The sequence below is a fragment of the Bacillus sp. COPE52 genome (assembly GCF_003355115.1).
In the GTDB taxonomy this organism is placed as follows: Bacteria; Bacillota; Bacilli; order Bacillales; family Bacillaceae_G; genus Bacillus_A; species Bacillus_A toyonensis.
Map to the genome: position 1 here is coordinate 5685018 of NZ_CP031292.1, position 21596 is coordinate 5706613.

The 21596-nt window shown below is 35.2% G+C and carries 8 protein-coding genes; all 8 read right to left on the reverse strand.

Features of this window, described 5'->3' with window-relative positions:
* Positions 1-163 precede the first annotated feature (163 nt).
* Positions 164-7495 (reverse strand): nuclease, encoded by a 7332-nt coding sequence (locus DPQ31_RS28695; protein ID WP_208731419.1) that lies wholly within the window; start codon positions 7493-7495, stop codon positions 164-166.
* 67 nt (positions 7496-7562) lie between these two features.
* Positions 7563-13814 (reverse strand): hypothetical protein, encoded by a 6252-nt coding sequence (locus DPQ31_RS28700; RefSeq protein ID WP_208731420.1) that lies wholly within the window; start codon positions 13812-13814, stop codon positions 7563-7565.
* 60 nt (positions 13815-13874) lie between these two features.
* The gene (locus DPQ31_RS28705) at positions 13875-18188 is read right to left on the reverse strand and encodes a hypothetical protein (RefSeq protein WP_208731421.1); all 4314 of its coding nucleotides are present in this window, start codon (positions 18186-18188) and stop codon (positions 13875-13877) included.
* Between the two features lie 20 nt (positions 18189-18208).
* Complete coding sequence (locus DPQ31_RS28710) at positions 18209-18781, reverse strand: tail chaperonin (RefSeq protein ID WP_198130815.1); 573 nt, start codon at positions 18779-18781, stop codon at positions 18209-18211.
* A gap of 53 nt (positions 18782-18834) precedes the next feature.
* Positions 18835-19278, reverse strand: coding sequence for a tail chaperonin (locus DPQ31_RS28715; protein WP_137396594.1), 444 nt, complete (start codon positions 19276-19278; stop codon positions 18835-18837).
* 80 nt (positions 19279-19358) lie between these two features.
* Positions 19359-20075 (reverse strand): hypothetical protein, encoded by a 717-nt coding sequence (locus DPQ31_RS28720; protein WP_098000104.1) that lies wholly within the window; start codon positions 20073-20075, stop codon positions 19359-19361.
* Positions 20076-20080: 5 nt separating this feature from the next.
* The gene (locus tag DPQ31_RS28725; protein ID WP_098656983.1) at positions 20081-20578 is read right to left on the reverse strand and encodes a virion structural protein; all 498 of its coding nucleotides are present in this window, start codon (positions 20576-20578) and stop codon (positions 20081-20083) included.
* A 105-nt stretch (positions 20579-20683) separates the two neighbouring features.
* Positions 20684-20821, reverse strand: coding sequence for a hypothetical protein (locus tag DPQ31_RS28730; RefSeq protein ID WP_000409223.1), 138 nt, complete (start codon positions 20819-20821; stop codon positions 20684-20686).
* Positions 20822-21596 lie beyond the last annotated feature (775 nt).

Genomic DNA, 21596 nt, shown 5'->3' on the forward strand with positions numbered 1-21596 from the left:
CATCACGATGATTTTTTAAAGCACCCATCATAAAAAATCTCTCCTTTACCTCTTTTTTATCAGTGTTGACACATAAAAAGAGGTTCAGACACATAAACAGGCTGTGGAGAAGACTTTCTCCACAGCCTGAAAAAGAAGAGGCTATGCCTCTTCTTTCGTTATATTATTGCTGTTTCTTAGCTAACTCATTAAGTTGATGAGCTTTCTCAGTTTTTGCATATACACCTTCTTCTCCCCCCGAACCGGTAAAGAAGTTAGCTATTTCTATAAATGCGTTACCGAAGAACTCTGCATCCCCATCGTCATGGAATAATGTTGCATTGAACATTTCATCGTATCGACCTGGTGCATCACCATAAATCATACCTGCATGGTTGTTAATACCTGCTGTTAATTCTTTCCCTCTATAAGTTAATGGCATTGCCACAACACATTGAAGGTTTTCCTTAAAACGGCGATAGTGTTCAAACAGCATTTCTGTACCAATCCATATGCCTGCATTAACAATGAATCCGACTGGCGTGAAGGAAGCTGCTCCCCGAATCATACCTAATGCTCCTTTACCAATCTTGGCTATATCATCAGAGCTTGATAAAACTTTTGCAAAAGCATTTCCTGATTGCAATATAGCTTTTTTACTTGTGTTTTTAAGAAACCCTACTTTACTTGAATTTTCGCCTGAAGTTTTTTGCAGTTTTTGGGCTACCTCTTCAAAGTCTTGCACTAGTTGCTTATGCAGATTTGAAACATCTCCATCCCCTTGTGCGATAATGCCATCCATGGTTTTTAGGATTTTATCCATATCCCCACCAGTATTCGCCATGCTCACTGTATGTCTTAGCCCCTTTGTAGATACCCATTTTCCTACATCCGCAGGGATTCCTTTAGATTTAGTAATCCATTTAGCCAAGTTTCTTCCAGCTTTATTAGTAGCTGCACGTATTGCAGCTGTAGCAGCTAATGACTGAGCGAAACTCGTGTACCACTTACTCATTTCAAGCATTACTTGATCATCGTTTACAACCAAGAGGTCTGGTTCTATGGAAGTAACGAATCCTGTTTCCATACTAAAGTGATGTGTTACTGATTTGATTAACGCATTTCCTTGCAGGTCGTTAATCTCATCATTGATGTGCATCATATCATGAGGTTTAGCGGTAGGATCTCCCAATACTAGTAGATTTCCTTTATACATATCTTTCATACTATCTCTAAGAGTAGAATGTCCGAAGTATGTAGCCATTACTTCTGAAGTATAGAAGTCTGCAAACTTTGCTACAATGTCTGCTTCTACTACTCTTGTTTTCTGCTTGTCAAAACGAATATCAGCATCTGCATACAACACCGGTGTTTGTTTTCCATCATAGTTTACGATAACATTTGTGAAAATATTATCCTCACTAGCTTTAATATTATTTTCTATAATATCATAAGCAGACATGTAGAACTTGTTTTGCATGTATGGGCGTCTTGGTTGTCCTGTAAGATATCTTGACCATGTTTTCTGTATAGGGTCAAACTCATATCGAGAATCGTACTCGAATGAACAACGCCAGTACGGTTTACCGAAGAATAGTGTCGATCGTAATTCAAACGGATGAACAGCTGCTATATAGTCCGGAGTTGAATAGGTAATCGTTTGTATAATATCCCAAACTGTGTTGTTGTAGAATTTAACAACTACATTGTCTGCATCTCCTGGGTTAAAGATTTTAAACTTATTTTCCCATAGACGTTTCCAGCTAAAATCTTCGAAAATATTATTTCGTTCTCCGTTAGGGTGCAACCATTCCGAAAATGTAGGAGTCCCATTTGAAGAGTAGATATTTTGAGCAACTTCTCCATATTCATCATTAAACCAAATTAGATTACCCATGGGTTTTGAATCCTTTGAACTGTTAACGTCAAATGGTTGGCCAAAATGCATAATCCCTAGAGGGTTGTCTTTGAATAACCGCTCATCTACTACACCGTTCATGAAGTCTTTAAACCAACTTCCTTTTGAACTCATAAGACTACAAATTAGGTCTCGTGGTTCAGTTACACTGAAGATTCCATCGTTGTCATCATCAGGGTCACCAGATACTACGTTTCCTAATTCAACTCCGTCACCTTGAGCAACGATTTCAATTACATCACCAATCTCAAGTTCTGAAATCGTACCATTAAACACAATTGGTAATGCACTAGCTGTTGCACCATACCCCATTCTCAAATGGATACGCGCTCCTGTTTCTAGGAAAAGATTCTTATGAATTTCGTTTTCCTTTTTTTCAATTAAATCTTGAGGAATATCATTCCAGATATAGTTGTCCCACCATTTTAACTGACGGTCTACATAGTCAACATCAGTACGACGAGTTGTTAAGTTCGAATAAACATTAGTCATAGAAATTACCGCTGTATCTGCAGCTACCTTACGAGAACGATGAACGTCTATACTTTGAATAGCGTTGAATCCGTACATATTATCCCAGAATTTGTACTTACCAAAGTAATCACCTTCATGGATGATAAACATCTGGAATCCTGGAAATGCACGCAGCATTCTTCCACGTTGATCATGATATCTTAAATCATAGAACATTTCTTCATACAGCACGCGTGGATCAACATCATTATACAAGCGCAGGTCTGTAGACTCTGTTGAGGCTTTAGCCGTCTCATCAACTTGATGAATTATTTCATAAAGCTTCGCACCTTTTTCGAAGATTTTTTGTGAATACTCGTATCCATTCTTATCTTTTTTACTCCCAGCGATTTTGTCTGTAACTTTATCGACGAACTTTCCAACAGCGCCCCTTGTAGCAAGGTTAGCTAGATTATACTTCCCAACAAAGTCTGCAGCTTTTTCAATCCAGCCATCTGTTTTACTTAATTCATACAGCATTTTTAAATGCTTCTCATAAATCGAGTATAGTGAATTTTTATCCATTGTTTCTAGATGTTTTTTCATGAACTTCTTGATATTTTTCTTATCAGAATCAACTTTTAAGTTGTTTGCTTTTAATACATCTAAATCATAGTATTCAAGCTCTAAGAGTTGATCCACATAGTCATCTTTATTCCCGTCACCCATCGTAACGCCCTCATCTAGAGTTAATCCGGCATATCCTTTATAGACATCCTTATTGTAGCCATTAAATGTATTAAATGGCTTAGTCGCATAATGGTTGAACCGGTTCATAACACCACTTGCAAAACTATTGTCTTCGATATCCTTAGAAAATTTAATTTTAGCATCAGGCTTTTCATACAGGGCAAACATTCCATCCCAAGGACGACAATAAGCTTCATAGTTCTCACGATCCTTATCTAACTTATCTAGCTTCTCGTAGTGTTCCGCAAGTTGCTTAACTGCTGTCTGTAAATTGTATCGCCAGTTGTACATTAAGCGTTTTACTTCATCAACCTTCATATCAGCTGAAGAAACGTCTACTTGCGCTAAACCTACACGTCCAGCCTTACTTACAGTAGGTTTTTTCCCTTTGAAATGCTTCCACTGACTTGTTTTATCAAGGAATGCTTTCATAAGTGTCATGAATCGTTCTTTTGTGATTTTTGATTCTGTTTTAGCGAAGTCCATATAATCCATATCATTCGGTTTTTTAGGCTCTTTAATGACTTCTTTCTTAATTAAATCACTAATCGCAGTAGTATCTGGTCCTCTTAACTTACTTTTTCTTACTTTAAAACTTGCATAATAAATATCTTCCGCAGGCTGATAAGAGACTATCTTTTTAGTTTTGTCCGCCTCTTTTAAATCCCCTCGACACTCTTCAATGAATGTAGGGGCTGAATAATATTTCTTAAAGTACTTATCAACTAGACTGTTAAGTTCTTGGTAGATAAGTGCTTCATCACCACTAGGTTTTTGAGATATCGTGCCATAGTCATTTCCTCCGTCAGGGAACAGTGTTTTCCATTCTTCCATAGTTGGGAAAGTTTCATAAGCAAATTTATCATCTTTTTTCTCTGTTAGAAACTTTTGAACATCTGCATTCTTTACAGAAGCAGTACCTCCTTGATCAGCCATGACAGGTCCTGCCGATGTATTTGGAGCGTCAGATTTCTTAGCATCTTCCTTTTTACCCCAATCAAATTTCCAGCCAAGGGGTCCTACACCTTCAGTTTTTTCTAATTCCTTAAGCTTTGCCCAGTCTGCTTCAGTTGTATCAAATAGCTTGTCTGATTGATTACTTGTGAAAGCAGCTACACCTGTAGCATCAAACATGTTTAACTGATGATTTCCCATGTATGACTCTTCGATTACCTGTCTTAATGTGCTACCTGTAGAGAAATAGAAGTCAGGATCAAGATATGTCCCAGACGTTATGTTGGGATACTCTGTTACCCCTGCATCCATCTTTGGTAATACGGCATTAAGTTGGGCATAAGTCGGAAGTTCCATATCAGGATATACTTCCAGCTTGTGAAGTCTAGCTTCAATCATACGGTCATTCATAAATGCTATCTTGTTAACCTTCAATTTCTCAAGATCCATTTGCTTACTGTTACCAGGTAATGCAGTTAATTCTTCATGTTGACGTTGTGTTTTATCAAACCCAATACCTTGTAGCATGATTTGGTATCTTCCCGGGAAGTTAGGAATTGTGTTTATAGAAATACTTTCGAACATTACAAATCGAATACCAAATAATTGAGAAAGATCATTTTCAATACCAATAAATCCATTTGTAATACCTTGATTATATGTCTTAGCGTAGTAATCGGAAGTCGCAATAAGATTGTTAAAATCTCTTGCACCATCTTCATCTACTTCTAAAAGTAAATCAATGTAGGGATCTCCACCGCCCATATATTGAAGAGTTGCAGCTTCACTAGATTGAATATGAGAAACGCTAAACTCATTTGAGAAACGAGCATTGATAGAGATTGGGATAACCTTCCCAGATATAGGGTACTCTTTCATTGGAATCATGCGCTCACTAGCTTCAATGACTTTCATATATTCATCAAATTCGCCTTTATATTTAGCTACTTCTTCTTCCATTTTCTTAGCGCCTTCTGCAATTTTTTTAAGTGCGTCGATTGCAGTATCGTTAGCCGGAATACGGAATGTTTCTTTCTCATAAAACTCCTTGAATTTATTTTCAAGTATTTTTTGGCTACCTGCATCTTTTAATTTCTTTAAAATAATAAGACCATCTTTTTCTTTTCCCCGATATTGTTTTTTATCATAATCCACATGAGGGTCTTCATCATAACGATTATTAAATGACTCTAAAAAATTCCAATCAAACCGGATTTTGTAGAATAAACGAGACTCATAAGGGAGAAAAATTTCCTTATGCATTAAGATAGTGTTTACATCCTTATATTTATTATCATATATATTAGAAAATAGTTCGCCTGCCTCCACAATAGCATTTTCTGCTTCCTCTTTTTTAATTTTGTACTGGTCCCTAATTAACCCTTGAATACTTGTAGATGCTTTATCTAGTCCTGGCTTACTAAAGTAGTCAATGATTGTGTGTTTTTTGATTTTAGAATCTTTATAACGATAATACTGATCCAAGATTTCTTTAACAACAGATGCATCTTCTTTTCTATTTTTGTAATCCCTATCCTTTGTCTCTAATTCGACTTTTCTTTGTTCTGGAGAATCTGCATTCTTCATGTAATCAATAGCGTGCTTTCGTGTAGCCAGGAACGTTTCGTCAGCAAGAGTGAATTTGATGTCACTTTTAATTGGGCCCTCTAATCCTTTAAAGAAACGATATTTATCCCCACGATCTGCTAAAGATTGATTGTAGTACCATCTTAGCATTGGGTAATTTATTGAGTCGTTTAACGTACTATGATTCATTAAGTATGCCTCTGAATTAAATTCAACAAGGGTTAACTTGGCAGTTAAAGACTCTGGGAAATTAGGAACTGTAGTTACTTCGATATTCATTAAAGCTACGTCACAAATACCTAGCACGTTATTAATGTAATAGTTATCAACTGGAAGAAACGGTGCTTTAGCGAATTGTGCCAGTAATGGTCTAAGTCCATCCACATAAAAATGTTGAGCTTTTTCCCCTTTTCCGTATTCTTTCTTCCAAGGATATTTCTTACCATTAACTGATTCAAGGTCGTGGAAATAAAGATCCATACTTAACGTGGTAAGCGATTGGCCGCTGTTAACTATTACAGAGGATTTTGTACGAAGTGTTTTTATTTTGGAGATATTCGAAGTTTTGTTTACCTCAATAGAAGTAGGTGGGATTGTAAGTATTACATCACCAATCCTAACTTTGGAATGTCTTTTTAAATCTTCGATTGAATTTATGCCCTCTGTAAAGACCGTCAATCTATCGTCATAAGGACTGAAAAAATCTAAAGCGTTGTATGCAGGGCCTGTTGTTCCTTTTATATTTGTCGTTTCAGGATTGATATCTTCATTATAGGGTTCACCAATATCAGGAGTACTCTCTTCATCACTTGAGCCTGCTGACGGAGCACCAATACCTGTATCAAATGCTTTTAATTTTAATTCAGTAATCCAGTTTAAGGGATTAAGAACTGTTAAGGTATTTGCAAACTCAAATGGGAAAATACCAAGAGGAACATGAGTGAACTGATCAGAGTATTTTACTAAAAGAGACTTGTTTACATGTACAAATGGCTTTCCATTTTCAACATTGTCAAATACGATATCTGCACTTCTTTCATTTGTTGCATATACATCCGCAATGTAGCGATTATATTTCCCGTCCTTTTTAGGTGCCTCTCCTCTTTTTTGACGATCAAAGTGAACAACAACAAGTGGCTTTTGACTTGCGTTCCACCCTAAGATTTTCTCGTTGTATTCATGGGCCTCTTTTCCGATTGCATACATATCCTGCATGGTAATCCCGTATGTTTTTCCTAACTTAGTATTTTTAGAGTCTTTGCTGGATTCCACCCCCGACTGAAATGTTTCTGGTGTTTCTACACCATTATATCGAACTGTGACTATTTGTTCTGTTTTTAAGTGATTAGATAAAAAATTAGACACCTTCAGTAGTTTCACATCAATCGTATCACCGTCTGTAACTTTTTCTACTCTACCAACCGTGATGTAATCTGAAGAAGTAATTGTTTCATTGTGTTCTTCCATTGCATTAAAGAGTGTATTGTTTTTTTCTGTCTTTTGCTGCGCTAATTCTAAGGGATTAGAAAGCACTTCTTTTTCGTAGTAGAAACGAGCACTTGATAATAGTCTATGAGAATTGTAACCACAATCCAGATAAACAATTTGGTCACGCATCTTTGTGACTTCCATCTCCCTATTATTCTCGATTGAATAGAAACTAATATCTACAGGGTAACGAGATACTTTCTTTTCCACCTCTCCAAGGAACATGTTAAACCTTGGACTAGTTGCCACATTCCCTTTACCACCTACATGAATAAATGTGTAGTTTTCATTTATGTATATACCAACACGCCAAGGCGTATTTTTTCTAACTCTTGTTAGAGAGGTAATTAATATTTTTTCTTTCAATCTGGTCACCTCTTTTTCTGTATTAAAACAAATGAGAGCTAACAAAATGTTAACTCTCATTTGTCTATTAATATGCATAACCCTTATTCATCGCATTTGCAATAGCGCTCTCTAACCACTTGCTGTCAATTTTTTTCGAATTATCATTTACGTTAACACTCGTGTTCATTTTGACATTCGACATTGCCATGATTTCATTGTTTATCATCGCTGCTAGATTATTATGATTCATTCTCTTACTAGCTGATGCCTTTACAGAGATGTTAATGTACTCACCATTTTGATTAGGTGTTATACGGGCCGTAGGAGACCCTAAAGTTTCAGGTGCTACTGGTGCCATCTCTTGCAGGCCTTCTGGTGTTGGTGTACCTTTCATTAGAGCGCTTGTCGCCCATAATTCATCAAATCCTATAGGCCCCATCCCAGCTAAACTTGTAGCACTTCCACTGAATACTTTCTTACCAACAGTCGCAATATCTGATAGTGATTCATTCATCCCATTATGCAATGTATGATGAAGTGGCATTGCTTCATTCAAGAAAAATTCTGGCTCAACTGCTCTTCTTTTATCCATTACTTCTTCTACGTTTTGACCTGAACCTTCTGCCTCATCGAATGGTTCTTTTTTTGATTCTTTCATCTTCATAAACTCTGCAGATATTCTCATACTTGTATTATCTATACTGCCAATTGTAGAAGAAATAGCACGAGCTAGAATTGATTTTTCTTGTTCGGCTTTACCAACCCCGGGTTCATCATTCTTAGCTGTTCTCCAGTCATTATATACACTGGTACCTTTAAGTGATTTACGATTTTTTTCGTATGCTCCAGCACCATATAGATTTCCAAGAGTGAGGTTCTCAGTGCTATTTTCTGAGAAGAATGCTTCAGAAGCATTGATTACATCAACTGCTAATTTGTTATTTTCCTTATCAGAATCACGCAATCTTATGATATCATTCACCACAGTATTTCTTTGTTTCTCATCATTTATTCCAGAAGGAGTTAAAAACACCGCTAAGTTATCTCCACTAAAATCCCCAGAAATACGCTTAACCATACTCGTTTTTGAAGTTGAATCACTAAAATTTGCAATAAGCTGAGAAATTTCTCTATTAATTTCCGTTTCTAGAACTCCACGTCGCGTCACTGTATCGCTTGCGGAAAACTTATCTGTTGTAAACAAGTCATTGTACTCTTCTGTTTTTCTAACAATAGAAGTATAGTAGCCTTTTAATGTATCAAGGAATTCTGTTTTCTCAACAAAATTAACATTACCAGGTAGTTTCATTGAGTTGATATCCAAAAGAGGAATGTATTGATTTGCTGCAAATTCTGGAAGCTTCAAGTATGCCGTTCCTTTTGTTCTAAGTAAGTGTTCTTGAATTTTCTTACCTTTAACACCAGGATCTAAATTAAATTCCATCAATCCAGCGTTAATAACAGTTTTTCTGTAATCCTCAACATTGAAGGGTTGGGTATAATCAAACTTTTGTGGAATTGCTTCAAATGAATCCTTACTTACATGAAGTACACCATCTTTCATCTTTGCATTTACATCAGTCAGTAGCCTCGTACTATTAGGAGTGTAATCAATAACTACATCTCCTGTTTTAGGTTCCCAATTATTTTCATAGTTACCAACAAACTTAACCATTTCATTAAATACTTTTTGTTGGGCTTTAATTTCTGGCTTTACTTGAGAACTATAAACCATATCATGCATAAAGTTAGAATATATAGAGGATTCTCCCGGAACATATAACCCTGTTCGAAAATCAGAATCATCTAATACCCCAGGCTCTTTAACCGTGTTCTTACTATGATTAATTCCACCCTGACAATCCCAAGCCTCATAGGCCATTGTGATGTCAGCAAATACTTCACGATTAAGACCTAACTTCCTCGTCCACTTAGATGAAAGCTTCTCACGTCCTTTATAGTCTAGCTGTTTTCCATTTAAACCAAAATTAGAATCCACTACATACTGGCCATCTTTATTAGTTGTTTTAATACCAAGCATTTGTTCAACATCCTTATAGAATGAAGATAACGCTCTTTCTTCAGTAGCATAGTCAGTAGTGATTTTCTTATTCATTACAGAACCACTGAATTGTTGACGAATTTGAGTATCGTAACCACGAATTAAGGCCGGTAAATCAGTAGAACCGTCCTTTTCCACTTGATGAGAAATCACCTGTTCTACCCCTTCTACGCCGTATAAATCACCCAGAATATCACCAAGCATTGGGGTCATAGTAGCACGGAAACCACCCTCAGTTACCACTTTAAATCCGTCTCCTGTTTCACGTTGTCTACCTAATACAAGCGATTTTTTATTGATGTCATCTACGTTGAAGCCAAGGATAGATACTGTATCCCCTTTCTTAAAACGTTTTTTATCAATAATTTTATTTTTGATATTGTTAAGTTCATATTTTCCAAGAGTAAGATGATTTCTCTCATTGAACATAGAATTGATATCAATCTCTAATGGTTTATTAAAAGCGATTCCTTTCTCTTTCCATAAACCATTACCAAGACCTTGTTTTTCAGCTTCTTTTTCTATAGCTACCTCAATATAGTTGTTGAACATTACTTTTTCGGCGTTCATATTGATACGAACCTCATCCATTCCATCAAAAGCCTTCATTAACTTGTAATCCATAAATGCGTAACCTTCACTATTAGAAAGCATCCTTATGTCTAAAGACTCCTTCATTAGTCTTGCTTCTACAGGAGAGATTTGTTTTTTTAATTGAGCTGTGTCAATCATACTCTTATATTTCATAATAGTGTTAGCATCTTCCAGCTTTAATGCAATTTCTTCATTCGACATATAACCAGTTTGCATTGTAATACCACGAACCTCATTTGCATCATCAAGAGCTTTGAATAAAGCTGATGAAATAAAACTATTTTTCGTACGGAACGATTGATCTTTACCCAAGTTACGTAACACTTTTGATGCAACTTCGTGGTCTACCTTTCGGTAATTGATTGGCTTATGTGGACTCTCTATTGTTTTAGCATAGTAGTTACCTAATGCCATGTAAGTACGAGCGTTTATATTTGTAGTCCCAACAAGCTCTTTTGAAGCTGACCGGTCATTAATCCCAACCACACTTCCTTTTAATCCAGAAGCACCTTTTGCAAAATCAAGAGGTTCTCCGGCAATAGCGTAATCTTTTGCCTTCTGTCCCATCGCTTCAAAGAATGTAATTCCTTTTTCAATTGCATTTTGAGCAATAATGTCGGCAGAAGCACTAATTCCTAATCGTTTAGAATTTGCACGATACCATGACTCTGCATATCCTGTGATATCCCATTTGCTTGAACGGAATTCGTCACTCATAACTGATTTGCTATCAAACATTTCCCTATCATCGAAGTGTAATTTACGACTTGCATCAGTAGGCACTGAATTTATTTGTCTTCCAATACGGTGACGTAGCCCTTGTCTTATTTGAACAAATGCATTCTTGCCACCTATACTTTCAGCTCTCTCAGACAGCTCTTTAGCTTTCTTAGAATAATCAAGAATCATATTAAGAGCATCTGTTACCGATGTACTATGATAAGCACCTTTTACACCAATACCTGAACGAATAACAGAGGCTTTTTGGTTTCCACCGTATTTTACCTTTATGTTCTTATCAAAGGATGGAAGCTCAATAGTTGCTAATCTAGGGTTTCGAATTAATTCTTCATATGTCTTTACTTTGCTTAAATCCATAACACTCTTCTTACTAGCTAAGATAAGTATAGGATTACCACCGTCCATAAATCGAATTTGAGTGTTGAAGTATTCGCTGTAAGCTGACATGATTTTCTCAACAAGTTCTTCGTACTTAGCAGCCATACCACTTGTCCTACTAATTACGTTTAGATCATTTATTCCATGTGTACCAAATTTTTTCTCAAATAATCTCTTAATACGGTTATCTTGCTCTTTTAAAAATTTCTTTAATGAACTATTACCGTTTAATAATTCGTTAGCATTTTTGTATGAACGAGCATTTTCAATACTTTCACGCATAACATTTGGTAGATTCTTCATCAAACCTTTAATTGCAGTTACACGGCTATCTGTCATCTGATTGGTTACTTCACGAACAAAATTGTCTGTACCCATGTTTTCTATCTTTTCACGAACGAGGTTTGACATCTCAATCAGAGCTATTTCAGTTTTATTTCCCGACATAACTTCCTTCTTCATCTGATTCACAAGATATTTCACATCATTAGAGGCTTTTCTATCTTGTGAAAGTTTGAAATTATTAATGATTATTTTTTGCAATTCATCAATACGAGCTAACTTATATGACCTTTCCAGATTCCCAATACGATTCCCTCTTCTGTCATTAATAAAAGAACTAAAAGAAGCTTTAATTGAATTCGTGTCTTTTGCATTAAATATTGTATTGTCTTCTTTATCAAAATTAAAATTAAAAAATTTATTTCCTTTAGCAGTTACTTGAGCTTTATTATCTCCTTTCTCATCTAACTTGCTTTTAATGTGGCGCAATGCAATTAACTTCTGTTCGTCATTTAATCCTGAATCTTTGAGAGTACTAATAGCTGTTCTCCAGACATCTCTTTCTCCCTCTAATCGTGCGACCATATAAGGGAATTTCATAGCTAATTCTTCTGTCCCACCATTTTTGATAATGTGTAATCTCCAGTCAAAATCTTCTTCAACACTACCTGCTTTATCTAGATAGTTATAGTACTCCTTCATTTTTTTCCATCCATTAGTGGCGAACATTCGTTCATATTCACGAAAAGAAGCGTCATATTTTATCTTTAAGTCACGCAAATTTCTAGAAATTGCATCATCCATTGGCATGAAAGAACTATGAATTTGCTGTGCTAATCCCTCCTGCGTTTCGGACATTAATAAAAGGACTTTCCCCTTTATATCTTTAGAATCAAGCCTTACGCCAAAACCTTTTTTATCTGCACCTGTTAACGCTACATCTTTGAGGAATTCTTGAATTACGAAGGTTTCATTTGAAGGGAGTAATGTCTTTAAATTTTCTAACCGAGGTACTATGCTTTCCTTATTTTTACCAATTTCACCCACAAGATTGTATTTGTGTTTATCTTTGTCAAAGTAACCTCTTTGATAAGAAAATAATTCCTTACCTATTTCTAGAGTATTTTTCTTTATTGCTGATGAAGAAAAATCATAAGTAGCAGACTTTTCTGCTCCCTCAATAAATGATTTGATTTTTTTGTGAGTAAACCCAGCAATATCAATATTTGCTTGAATATCATTTTTTGCTAAATGATATAGATATGAAGGGCTTTTCCCGTCAATTGCTACTTTACCCGCTTTAATTTTCCTTTTCGCTAAAATAGCTTGGTAAATATGTTCTTGACGTAAACTAGCACCAGTTAATGAATATGGATTTTCAACTGTTGCAGAGTATCCATGAAAAAAGTCTAGCGAACTTTTCGCTGCATCTACAAAGAATTTTTTTGTACTTGTGTCCTTTATTATTCCAAGAATGGCTGGTAAATCGTAGTAATGGATATTATATCCTCCTAATTTTGCATTACTAGACTTAATATGGCCTTGAAAAATAGATAATGCATCTTCAAGTTTTGTCCCTTTATGAAACAGGTTATTAAGACCACGTTCAATTACTTCTATTGTATTTCTTGTAAAAGCTGTGTCTGTAGGAAGAACACGTGTATGCCCTAATAGAGACATATAGGATTTCCCATTACTTATTGCACTCTTAAATTTACTTGCATCAGAATACCTAGTCAGATCCAGTAATATACGATATATGTCTTGTGAAACTGACATCATCGGATTCTGCTTTAATTTATTAATTTGCTGTTTTAATTGGGAATACGCATCCTTTTCAGGAGCGACTGCCATTGAAACAATACCCCCGTTCTTTTTAACAAATTCTTTTCCATTAAACTTAGTTCCACCAAAAGATAACCCAGTCATAGCAAATAGGTCTAATCCATTACTACTTTTCATGTGTTCAGGCGTTCCAATTGCTTCTATATCAAAGAATACTACATTGTCTTCATTTTTTAATTTTATAAAAGGGTCTAATGCTTGTTGAGCATTTACATTAAAACTATTTGGAGTACGAGCCAACTCCCAAATACCTAACGAACTTATACGATTATCTTTCGTTAATTCGTTATATGTTTGAGCTATTGCACTTTGTCTGTATTTAAGCGCTGCACGTTCAGTTTGATTTTCTATTCTAATTTCACCAAAATCTTCTGCTGATTCATAATCGGGTATTAACACCCTGTTTTTAATAGGCACTCTTTTAATATCTTCCATAATACCCTCCTAATAAATAACGGCGCTCGTCTAAAAAGACTGAACGCCGCTTAATGTATTCTAGAATAATGAGGAATGTACTCCCGCATTAAGACCATCTAAAATTTCATTTTTCACATCTTTCATGATGTCGATGGAAGTATTGATTCCACCTGGTCCTTCACCATAAGAAGTAGTTAATTGAACATCTACATCTGATAGTCCCATTCCTAATAACACATCACGCAAGCGACCGATATTAATCAAACTACTTAAAGAGTGTATTGGAATTACTTTTTCTCCTGTTTTTTCCGCTCTAGTTTGATCCTTACTCCAATCACCAGAAGTAGTTGGATTTCCCCCCTTCTTCTGCATAACCTTGATTTTTATACCACCAAGATTTGTGCTTGCGTTCCATCCAGTCCAATTTTCAGTTGGTAGATAATGAGTATTAAAATAATCTTCAATACCTTCTTGCTTATCTACTCTAAGCCCCCAACTGTCCTGTAAAATTCCTTTTGTGTTTTCAGGAACATATCGTAGAATCTCTTGACCTTCTTTACTGCTATTCGTCTCAAAGAATCGAGGAATATATTTTTTCCCTTTTGGTGTTAAGGCTCCCATTAACGATGTGCTATCAGAGTCTTCAGTCTCACTCATACTATAAAAAATACCTTCATATTCTTGTCGATACTTTATAGCCAAGGGCATGTACTTACCTGCTTGATTAGTTTCTTTTGTAGACGAAATATCTTCTAGTCCATCGAAAAGTTCATTAATTTGTGATTTAACGGCTTCGGTGTCACCATAACCCATTTTTTCAGCCCAGGACAATGTTTTCTTCTTATCTGTTGAGTAGCCTTTTAATCCTTTGTTCTTTCGTTCTTTTCCATCTGCATCATCAAAGAACGCTTCTAAACTTGCACTTTCTTTACTTTGAAGAGATTTACTAAATTTCTCATAAATATCAAAATACTGATTAATTTCTCTTTCGCCTTCACGCACTTGAGGAACAAAAACATTATTTAGTCCAGAAGTAATTCTTCGTGCACCCATATTTGTCATTTCCTCGCCAGTAATAATTTGATTTTGAGAAACAACCGTATTACCTTCGTATAGCTGGGGCCAAAGTCTCCAATCTGAATCGTATACTTGGTCTCTCTTATAACTTTCAATCGATGTACGTTTCTGTAAGAACATATCGGCTATTTTTCCGACAAAAGGTATTTTAGGAAGAATATCATGCGTTACCATTTCAATATATTTCCCATCAGCTACCGAGGCGTTTAAATTAAAAGTCTTTGGAGAAGTTGAACTACCGTCATCGTTAATCTGAAGTCGTTTCTTCCAAATGCGCTTACCAAGAAGAGAATTAAATGATTGATCTTTATTAGTCTCAAAACTAAAGCGTCCATCTTCATTTCTATTCGTATATACAACAGCATCTATTGAGGCGTATGTATTATTCATTCGAGCAATAAAATCTCTAGTAAAACCAATTTTATCTTTCTCACCGACTTTAAAATACTGTGCCATCCAATCAATAACACCTTGATTATCTTCCTGAGTTAATTTAACTGAAGTGTCAAACTCTTGAACCATAAACGTATGTGTATCGATACTTTTAGGAACTGTTCCATTTTTTTCTCGAATTTCAACATTTAAGAACTTCTTATTGTTCCAATGATATGTATCTTGATTATCGTAAATCAGCCTTGTAATCTCATCAGAACCTGTTCCATCCAAATGATACTTATCAGGTGTTTCATGTGCTTTATCAAAAAGTTTTATTTCATCCTTCTGTATTTGATTATTAAGCGATGAGTCTGGTGATTCACCTATACTAGGCAAACCATCAAACATCTTATTTAGGATTCGCGAAGAATAAACTTTGTTAGGACCACGAGAAACATAACGCCGACCAATACCTGATAAGATACTACGATGATTCCTAACTAAAAAATCTTGATGTGGAGAAGTCCTTAATATTGATGATACAAGTGTTTCCCCACGCCCGGAATCTTCGCATCCAACTCCTGTTTTCATTAAGAAACCAAAGATATCATCTAACTTTGAAGCACTATAAAATTTCTCTTTTAAAAAATCTGATAACTCATCAATTCGACTAATATCGTCAATAACTTGAGTTGATTTTTTTCCGTTTGCTAAAGTATCTCCATTAATATGACTTCCCGCTAACCTTTCTTTCGAAACAGCGAGCCCTTGCCCAACTAGAGGTGATACCGCGTCGATAGTATTTATTTTTGTATTAAATGTTTGATCACATTCATCATCAATAGCTCCAGAACTCTTTAAGTCGTTAATATTAATCTCTGATGCAATTGCTTTTCCAACTTTACTTATGCCACTATCTGAAACTAATTTAGTACTAATAAAACTAACTTTATCTTTATCATTATTTATAACATCTTCAAGGAATACCCTTGCTTCACGAAGCCTTGCATCAATAGTATGAATATTGTCACAACCCAGAAACTCGTTTAATGTTTCTAAACCCTTTATATTCTTTATATCTAATTCAGATAAAATCCCCTTATTTTTTGCATACTTCTTCACGACATCCGGTGTAAAAACTCCAGTTTCATTATCTAATGCTCTTAAATCGAATTGATGGAATGAACGTCTCAGTTTTTCGATTGCAGAGATACGTACTACGTCGTCATCAAATGTCGGAGTCATGAATTCCATTAAGGTTGATAAACTTTTATCCACTGCTGCTTCATTTAAAGATATAAATCCCTTAGAGGGATTTATATACTTCAATGTCCTTCTTACGAATTTTTCAACAGAATTATCCTCGTAAACTTGCGAGGCATTTCTACCTGTTACCTCTTCTTTATACCCAGAACGAGCATAAGACTTATCCATACGTGAGAACGCACCGAATTTTGATGGTGTTAGATAAAATCCTTCATTAATTAAATCTCCCACGCCAGATTCTGTATAACGAAAAACATTACCACTAGTATAAAAATTGCCATTATTATTTAATGGATTACGAATATCCCTTTCTTGAATCGTTTTAGTTACACTATTAAATCCTTTATCGCCTAAGTTGCTTGCGAATTTATGAACTTGTCCTGAATCTAATACCTGTAATTCTTCTTTAGATAGACTAGAGTAAAAAGCTTGCCAAGATGTTAAATCCGTCGAATCAGTAATAAATAATGGAGCTTCAACACGTTCCTGGAAAGAATCTATTGCACTAATAGCACCAGCATTTAAATACCTGTTTTCAATCATTTCACCTGTTTTAGCATGCGTGTATAAATTACTATCAAGAATTATATTTTCAAAGTCGAAAGATATTCCCTTTTTATCTAACAATATATTTAAATCGTCATTGTATTTATTGTTATCTAAGAAATTTCGTAACTTCGCAGTAACGTCAATAGATTTTTCATTTCCTTTTTCATCAATGTCATTAATGATTAACCCATACCTACGCTTAGTAGCTATATCAAATTTTTCAGCATCTTTTAATGTAGTGTAATTAAAGCCTGTTTTCTTTAAATAAGTCATTAATGTGTTGGTCTGATTAATTGCATCTTTGATAAATTCGTAAGCATACGCGGTTTCAATTGCCTTAGCTTGGGGTAATATTGTACCTTTATTTTCTTCAAATATTTTTTTAATATCCTTGTACCACCCAAGAGTTTGAAGCATTTGCTTCTGAAATACATTTCGTTGCGTATCACCTAGGAATTTAACTTTATGAGCATATTTTCCATTTTCCAGTTGCTTTATAAAATCATTAATGTAATCGGCAGGACTATTGAAAATACCTTTATTCTGATTGTAGTATTGGATAAGAGCTTTGAGGACCTTGTCCCCACCATTGTTTTTAATAGAAGATAGTTTTTGAAGTTTTTCAAGAATTTTATTTTGACGGAATAATTGAGTAGCTTCGTATTCAAATTTGTTAAAACCCCACATATTTCTTTTGTGGAATTCGTTATAATAACGGGTAGTGAATTCCATATTCTTTTGACTTAGACGCTTATTAAGTATCTGCTTCTTTTTACTATTTCTACGGATATAATTTTCTAATTTTTTATACATCTTCTCCTGTGTATAACCATCAATACCACCGCGTAACTTTCTACTAACATAAGCAGTTTTACCAAGACCATTAGATTTCCTCTGCATAAATGCTCCTGCATCGGATACAGTACTGTGTTTATAATTATCTTTACTTAACGTAACACTACCTATAACTGCTGCGTTACTAGATAAATTAAATACGGACTTACCTATCATTGAAAAATCGCGATATCCCATTATCCCTTCCCCTATAAGAGAACCAATTTTGGCTATACTTCTAAGCACATGATTTTTCTCTTTCTCTTCACCCACGTAACGTTTATTGACCATACGTCTTCACCACCTTACGGCTACTGTTGTTGAATTTCTTCTTCACCCAATAATTTTAATCCTCGTATATTTTCTAATAACCATTTAGCTTTTACATAATATTCTGCTGTTTTAGCCATTGTCCATGATTCAATTTCGCTTAATGGGATATCTTGGAATGCTTCTTTTATTACTAATGGAAGTTGATTTTCTACTTCTTCCATATGTTTTTCCCATCTAGCTATCATAATTTTAACTTTTTGAGCTTTTGTGTAACCTGACTCCTCTAAGATAGAAAGACAAAGAATTTCTGGAACACCTGCAAAAATATCTAACGAGTAGTCTTCAATAATTGGCTCTATAACGCAAGTTTTACATATATACTCAGTTCTTTCAAAGTCATCATTGTATACTTCCTGTGCAATTTTCAATTCTTCTTTGCTTAATGCACGAAAGAAAAATATGACATCGTTTATTTCTTGCATAAAGATATGCCCATATTTCTCATGCCAAATACGCAATTGTTCCTTGAAATCAACCTCTTCTTCATATGTTTCAAATTCAATAGGTAATTCTTTTACCTTGTCATCTAATAAACTAGGATCGATTAGCATGTTTTTTCCTCCCTACAATAAAAATAGGAGGCGATTATACGCCTCCTCCGCTCTTAGCTTAAGCGCATTGCGCCTGTTTTCGCTGCGAACCCTGACTTCTCTAGTACCAATTCGTGTAATAGTGTCGGGATACCAGCTTTACCATTTGTCATTTGCATGAAACCATAGTTAGCAGGGAAAAGAACTGCTTTTTCGCAGATACGCTCTTCTTTATAGAAATTATCTGCATTTGGAATTTTAGCAATATCTTTGTATTCTTTACGCTTAATTGGTCGCCATACAAAAATGTTTTCCTCATCAAACTCAGTTAAGTATACTTCTCCTGCATACATAGACTTCCATTTTTCAAGTTCGTTATAAGTCGGACCACCTGGGAAGATTTCTTGTTCTGCTTTTGAAACGTCATCTTCATCGAATTTGTCCCCTACTTTAACAACCGAAGTTTCTTCTTGATTACCCTCCATTAAAGCTTCTTCTTTTTCAATATGTTTTGCCATTATACTTCCTCCTCTTTCTCTCGCTAATATAAAAATTTAAAAGTTAAAATCATTTAGTCATATAAATCCCATAATTAAAATTAGTACGCTTTTTGTACATTCCCCGAGATATCTTTTGCTATAAAAGTATATACTTCAGAAATAGGGTTCCCAGACGGATCTACTCTTTGAGAAACACCTGTTAATTGCACTCCAACTATTGTTTGAACGGTCTTGTAGCTTCCAGCCCCTCTAACAGCACAAGGATTATTTCCATAAGTTAGTAAGATATTAAAACCATGTTCTTTCAAATTCCTATTTTTTTCATTTTCATTTGTGCTATAAAAGAATGTATCAGTTCTACGGCTATCTATTAACTTTGAAGAGTTAGAGTTTGTTCCCCATAGTGCATTTTCATAATCATCTGCTAATGCTTGAAAATTACCTATAAGGTCTTCAACCTTTGTATTTTTATGGGCACTTTGACCATTTTCACCATTAAATTCTGCTAGGCTAAACCACTCATTTTCCTCTGTCATTTCAGAACTTAAACTATTAAGTACCGTTTGTAAATAACCAGCTTCTTTGAAGTTAATAGAAAAAGAACCTTGAACCAACCTGTTCCCTCTAGCTACCTTATCCCAGGTATAAGAAGCATATCCGTAGATTGGTGCTAATTGTTCCTGCATTGTCCATTCTATTTCTACAATTTCATCTATCCAGTTATCTCCAAAGTAAATTCGGATATCTGTTCCTGAGTAATAATTCGCATAACCTCTTTTAGATTTACCTTCCGGTGTATAAGCCCCATTACTCATATCTCTTACCACCCTTCATCAAAAACATCTGGTTTCATTGTTTCGATATCTAGAGCAATGAATTCCATTGTATTTTCTGTAATCATGTCTTCAACTGACATTGTTTGACCTTCTGAGATAAGGTTAACTCCATATATCACCAATTTTGAAGATTGCCCATATTCATTCATAAAGTTAATTGTTATATCAAATGGTGGTAGCTCGTCACTTTTATTGATAGGACAACTGTTCCCATTCACATTATGATCTTTCATAACTTCGTATAATACATGGCGGTCAAACACCGTAAAGATTAAGCTTCCTGCTACTGTTCTTGCACCACGGACAACACCTTTAGCTGCAATTTGTCCTAAAGCAAATACTGGAGCTGTCGGTCTATAAACAGAATAAGAGATCGTTTGCAATTGACCTAGCACTACAGATTTACCACCTTCAGGGGTTACGACAGCAACAATATCTGTACCAGCAAAACTCGTATAAGTCTTCTGATATCTACTACTCATGAAGACACCTGCCTTTCTATTTTTCTATAAATAGAACATAACCACTCGATAATATTTTTGCTACCAAATACAAAAAGAGATGCCGAAGCACCTCTTTAAGTTTTATTATTCTACTTCCCAATCATCTTGTGGACGCATCTCAACAATATTACGAGCAATGAAAGTACAAGCTTTTTCTGTAGTGTTGTCATCTACACTTAAGCCCATTCCTTCGTTAAGAATCTCTACACCGTAGATTTCCATTTTACTAGCTTGTCCATATTCGTTAAGGAAGTTGATTGTGATATCAAATGGAGGGATTTCGTCGATGAAGTTGGCTTTACGTTTTGTCTGCCATCCCTGAACTAAGTCATTACGCTGAGTTAAAGCTGCAGCATTTGCATCAGCATCTAATACCTGAGTAGAGCTACTAGCAAGTGCATCCGTTTGATTTAAGCCATGACGGTGAACAGTAGCTTGTTGCTTAAGATTAAATAGTGCATCACGGTCGAAGATAGTAAATACTAAACTTCCTGCAATACCACGTTTCGTTTACACCGTCTCTTTCGAGATATTTTAACTCTGTTTTACAGACGGACTAGACTATATCTTCAAGTTGATAACACACCTCTAAATACTTTTCTCTTTTCCTTTTTAAAAACATTTTTTAAAACACTAAGCCATCATGGTGTTGTAAAAATTTTAATTTTTTGCTTGGGAGTTCTGTTTCAATCGGTTATCTGGACAAAGGATGTCTCTTACATCTGAGGCTTGCATTTCTGCAATATACCAGTATTCTGGTGAATTGATGTTTTTAATAAGGTTATTTTTTTAGTTATATTTTGGTGTGAATTCGCCCATTAAAGCATTGTCATCTTACATGGGCGTTCAACTTGCTCCGCACTAATAAGTCTCATTACCATTTCAGGTAGTACACTCTAGTCGTTGAACCTTCTCCATCCTTTCGGAACAGGAGCTTGGCTGCTGATTGCCCATTATTTTCTACGCCATAAATTTTTCAATTCATAACATGAATATA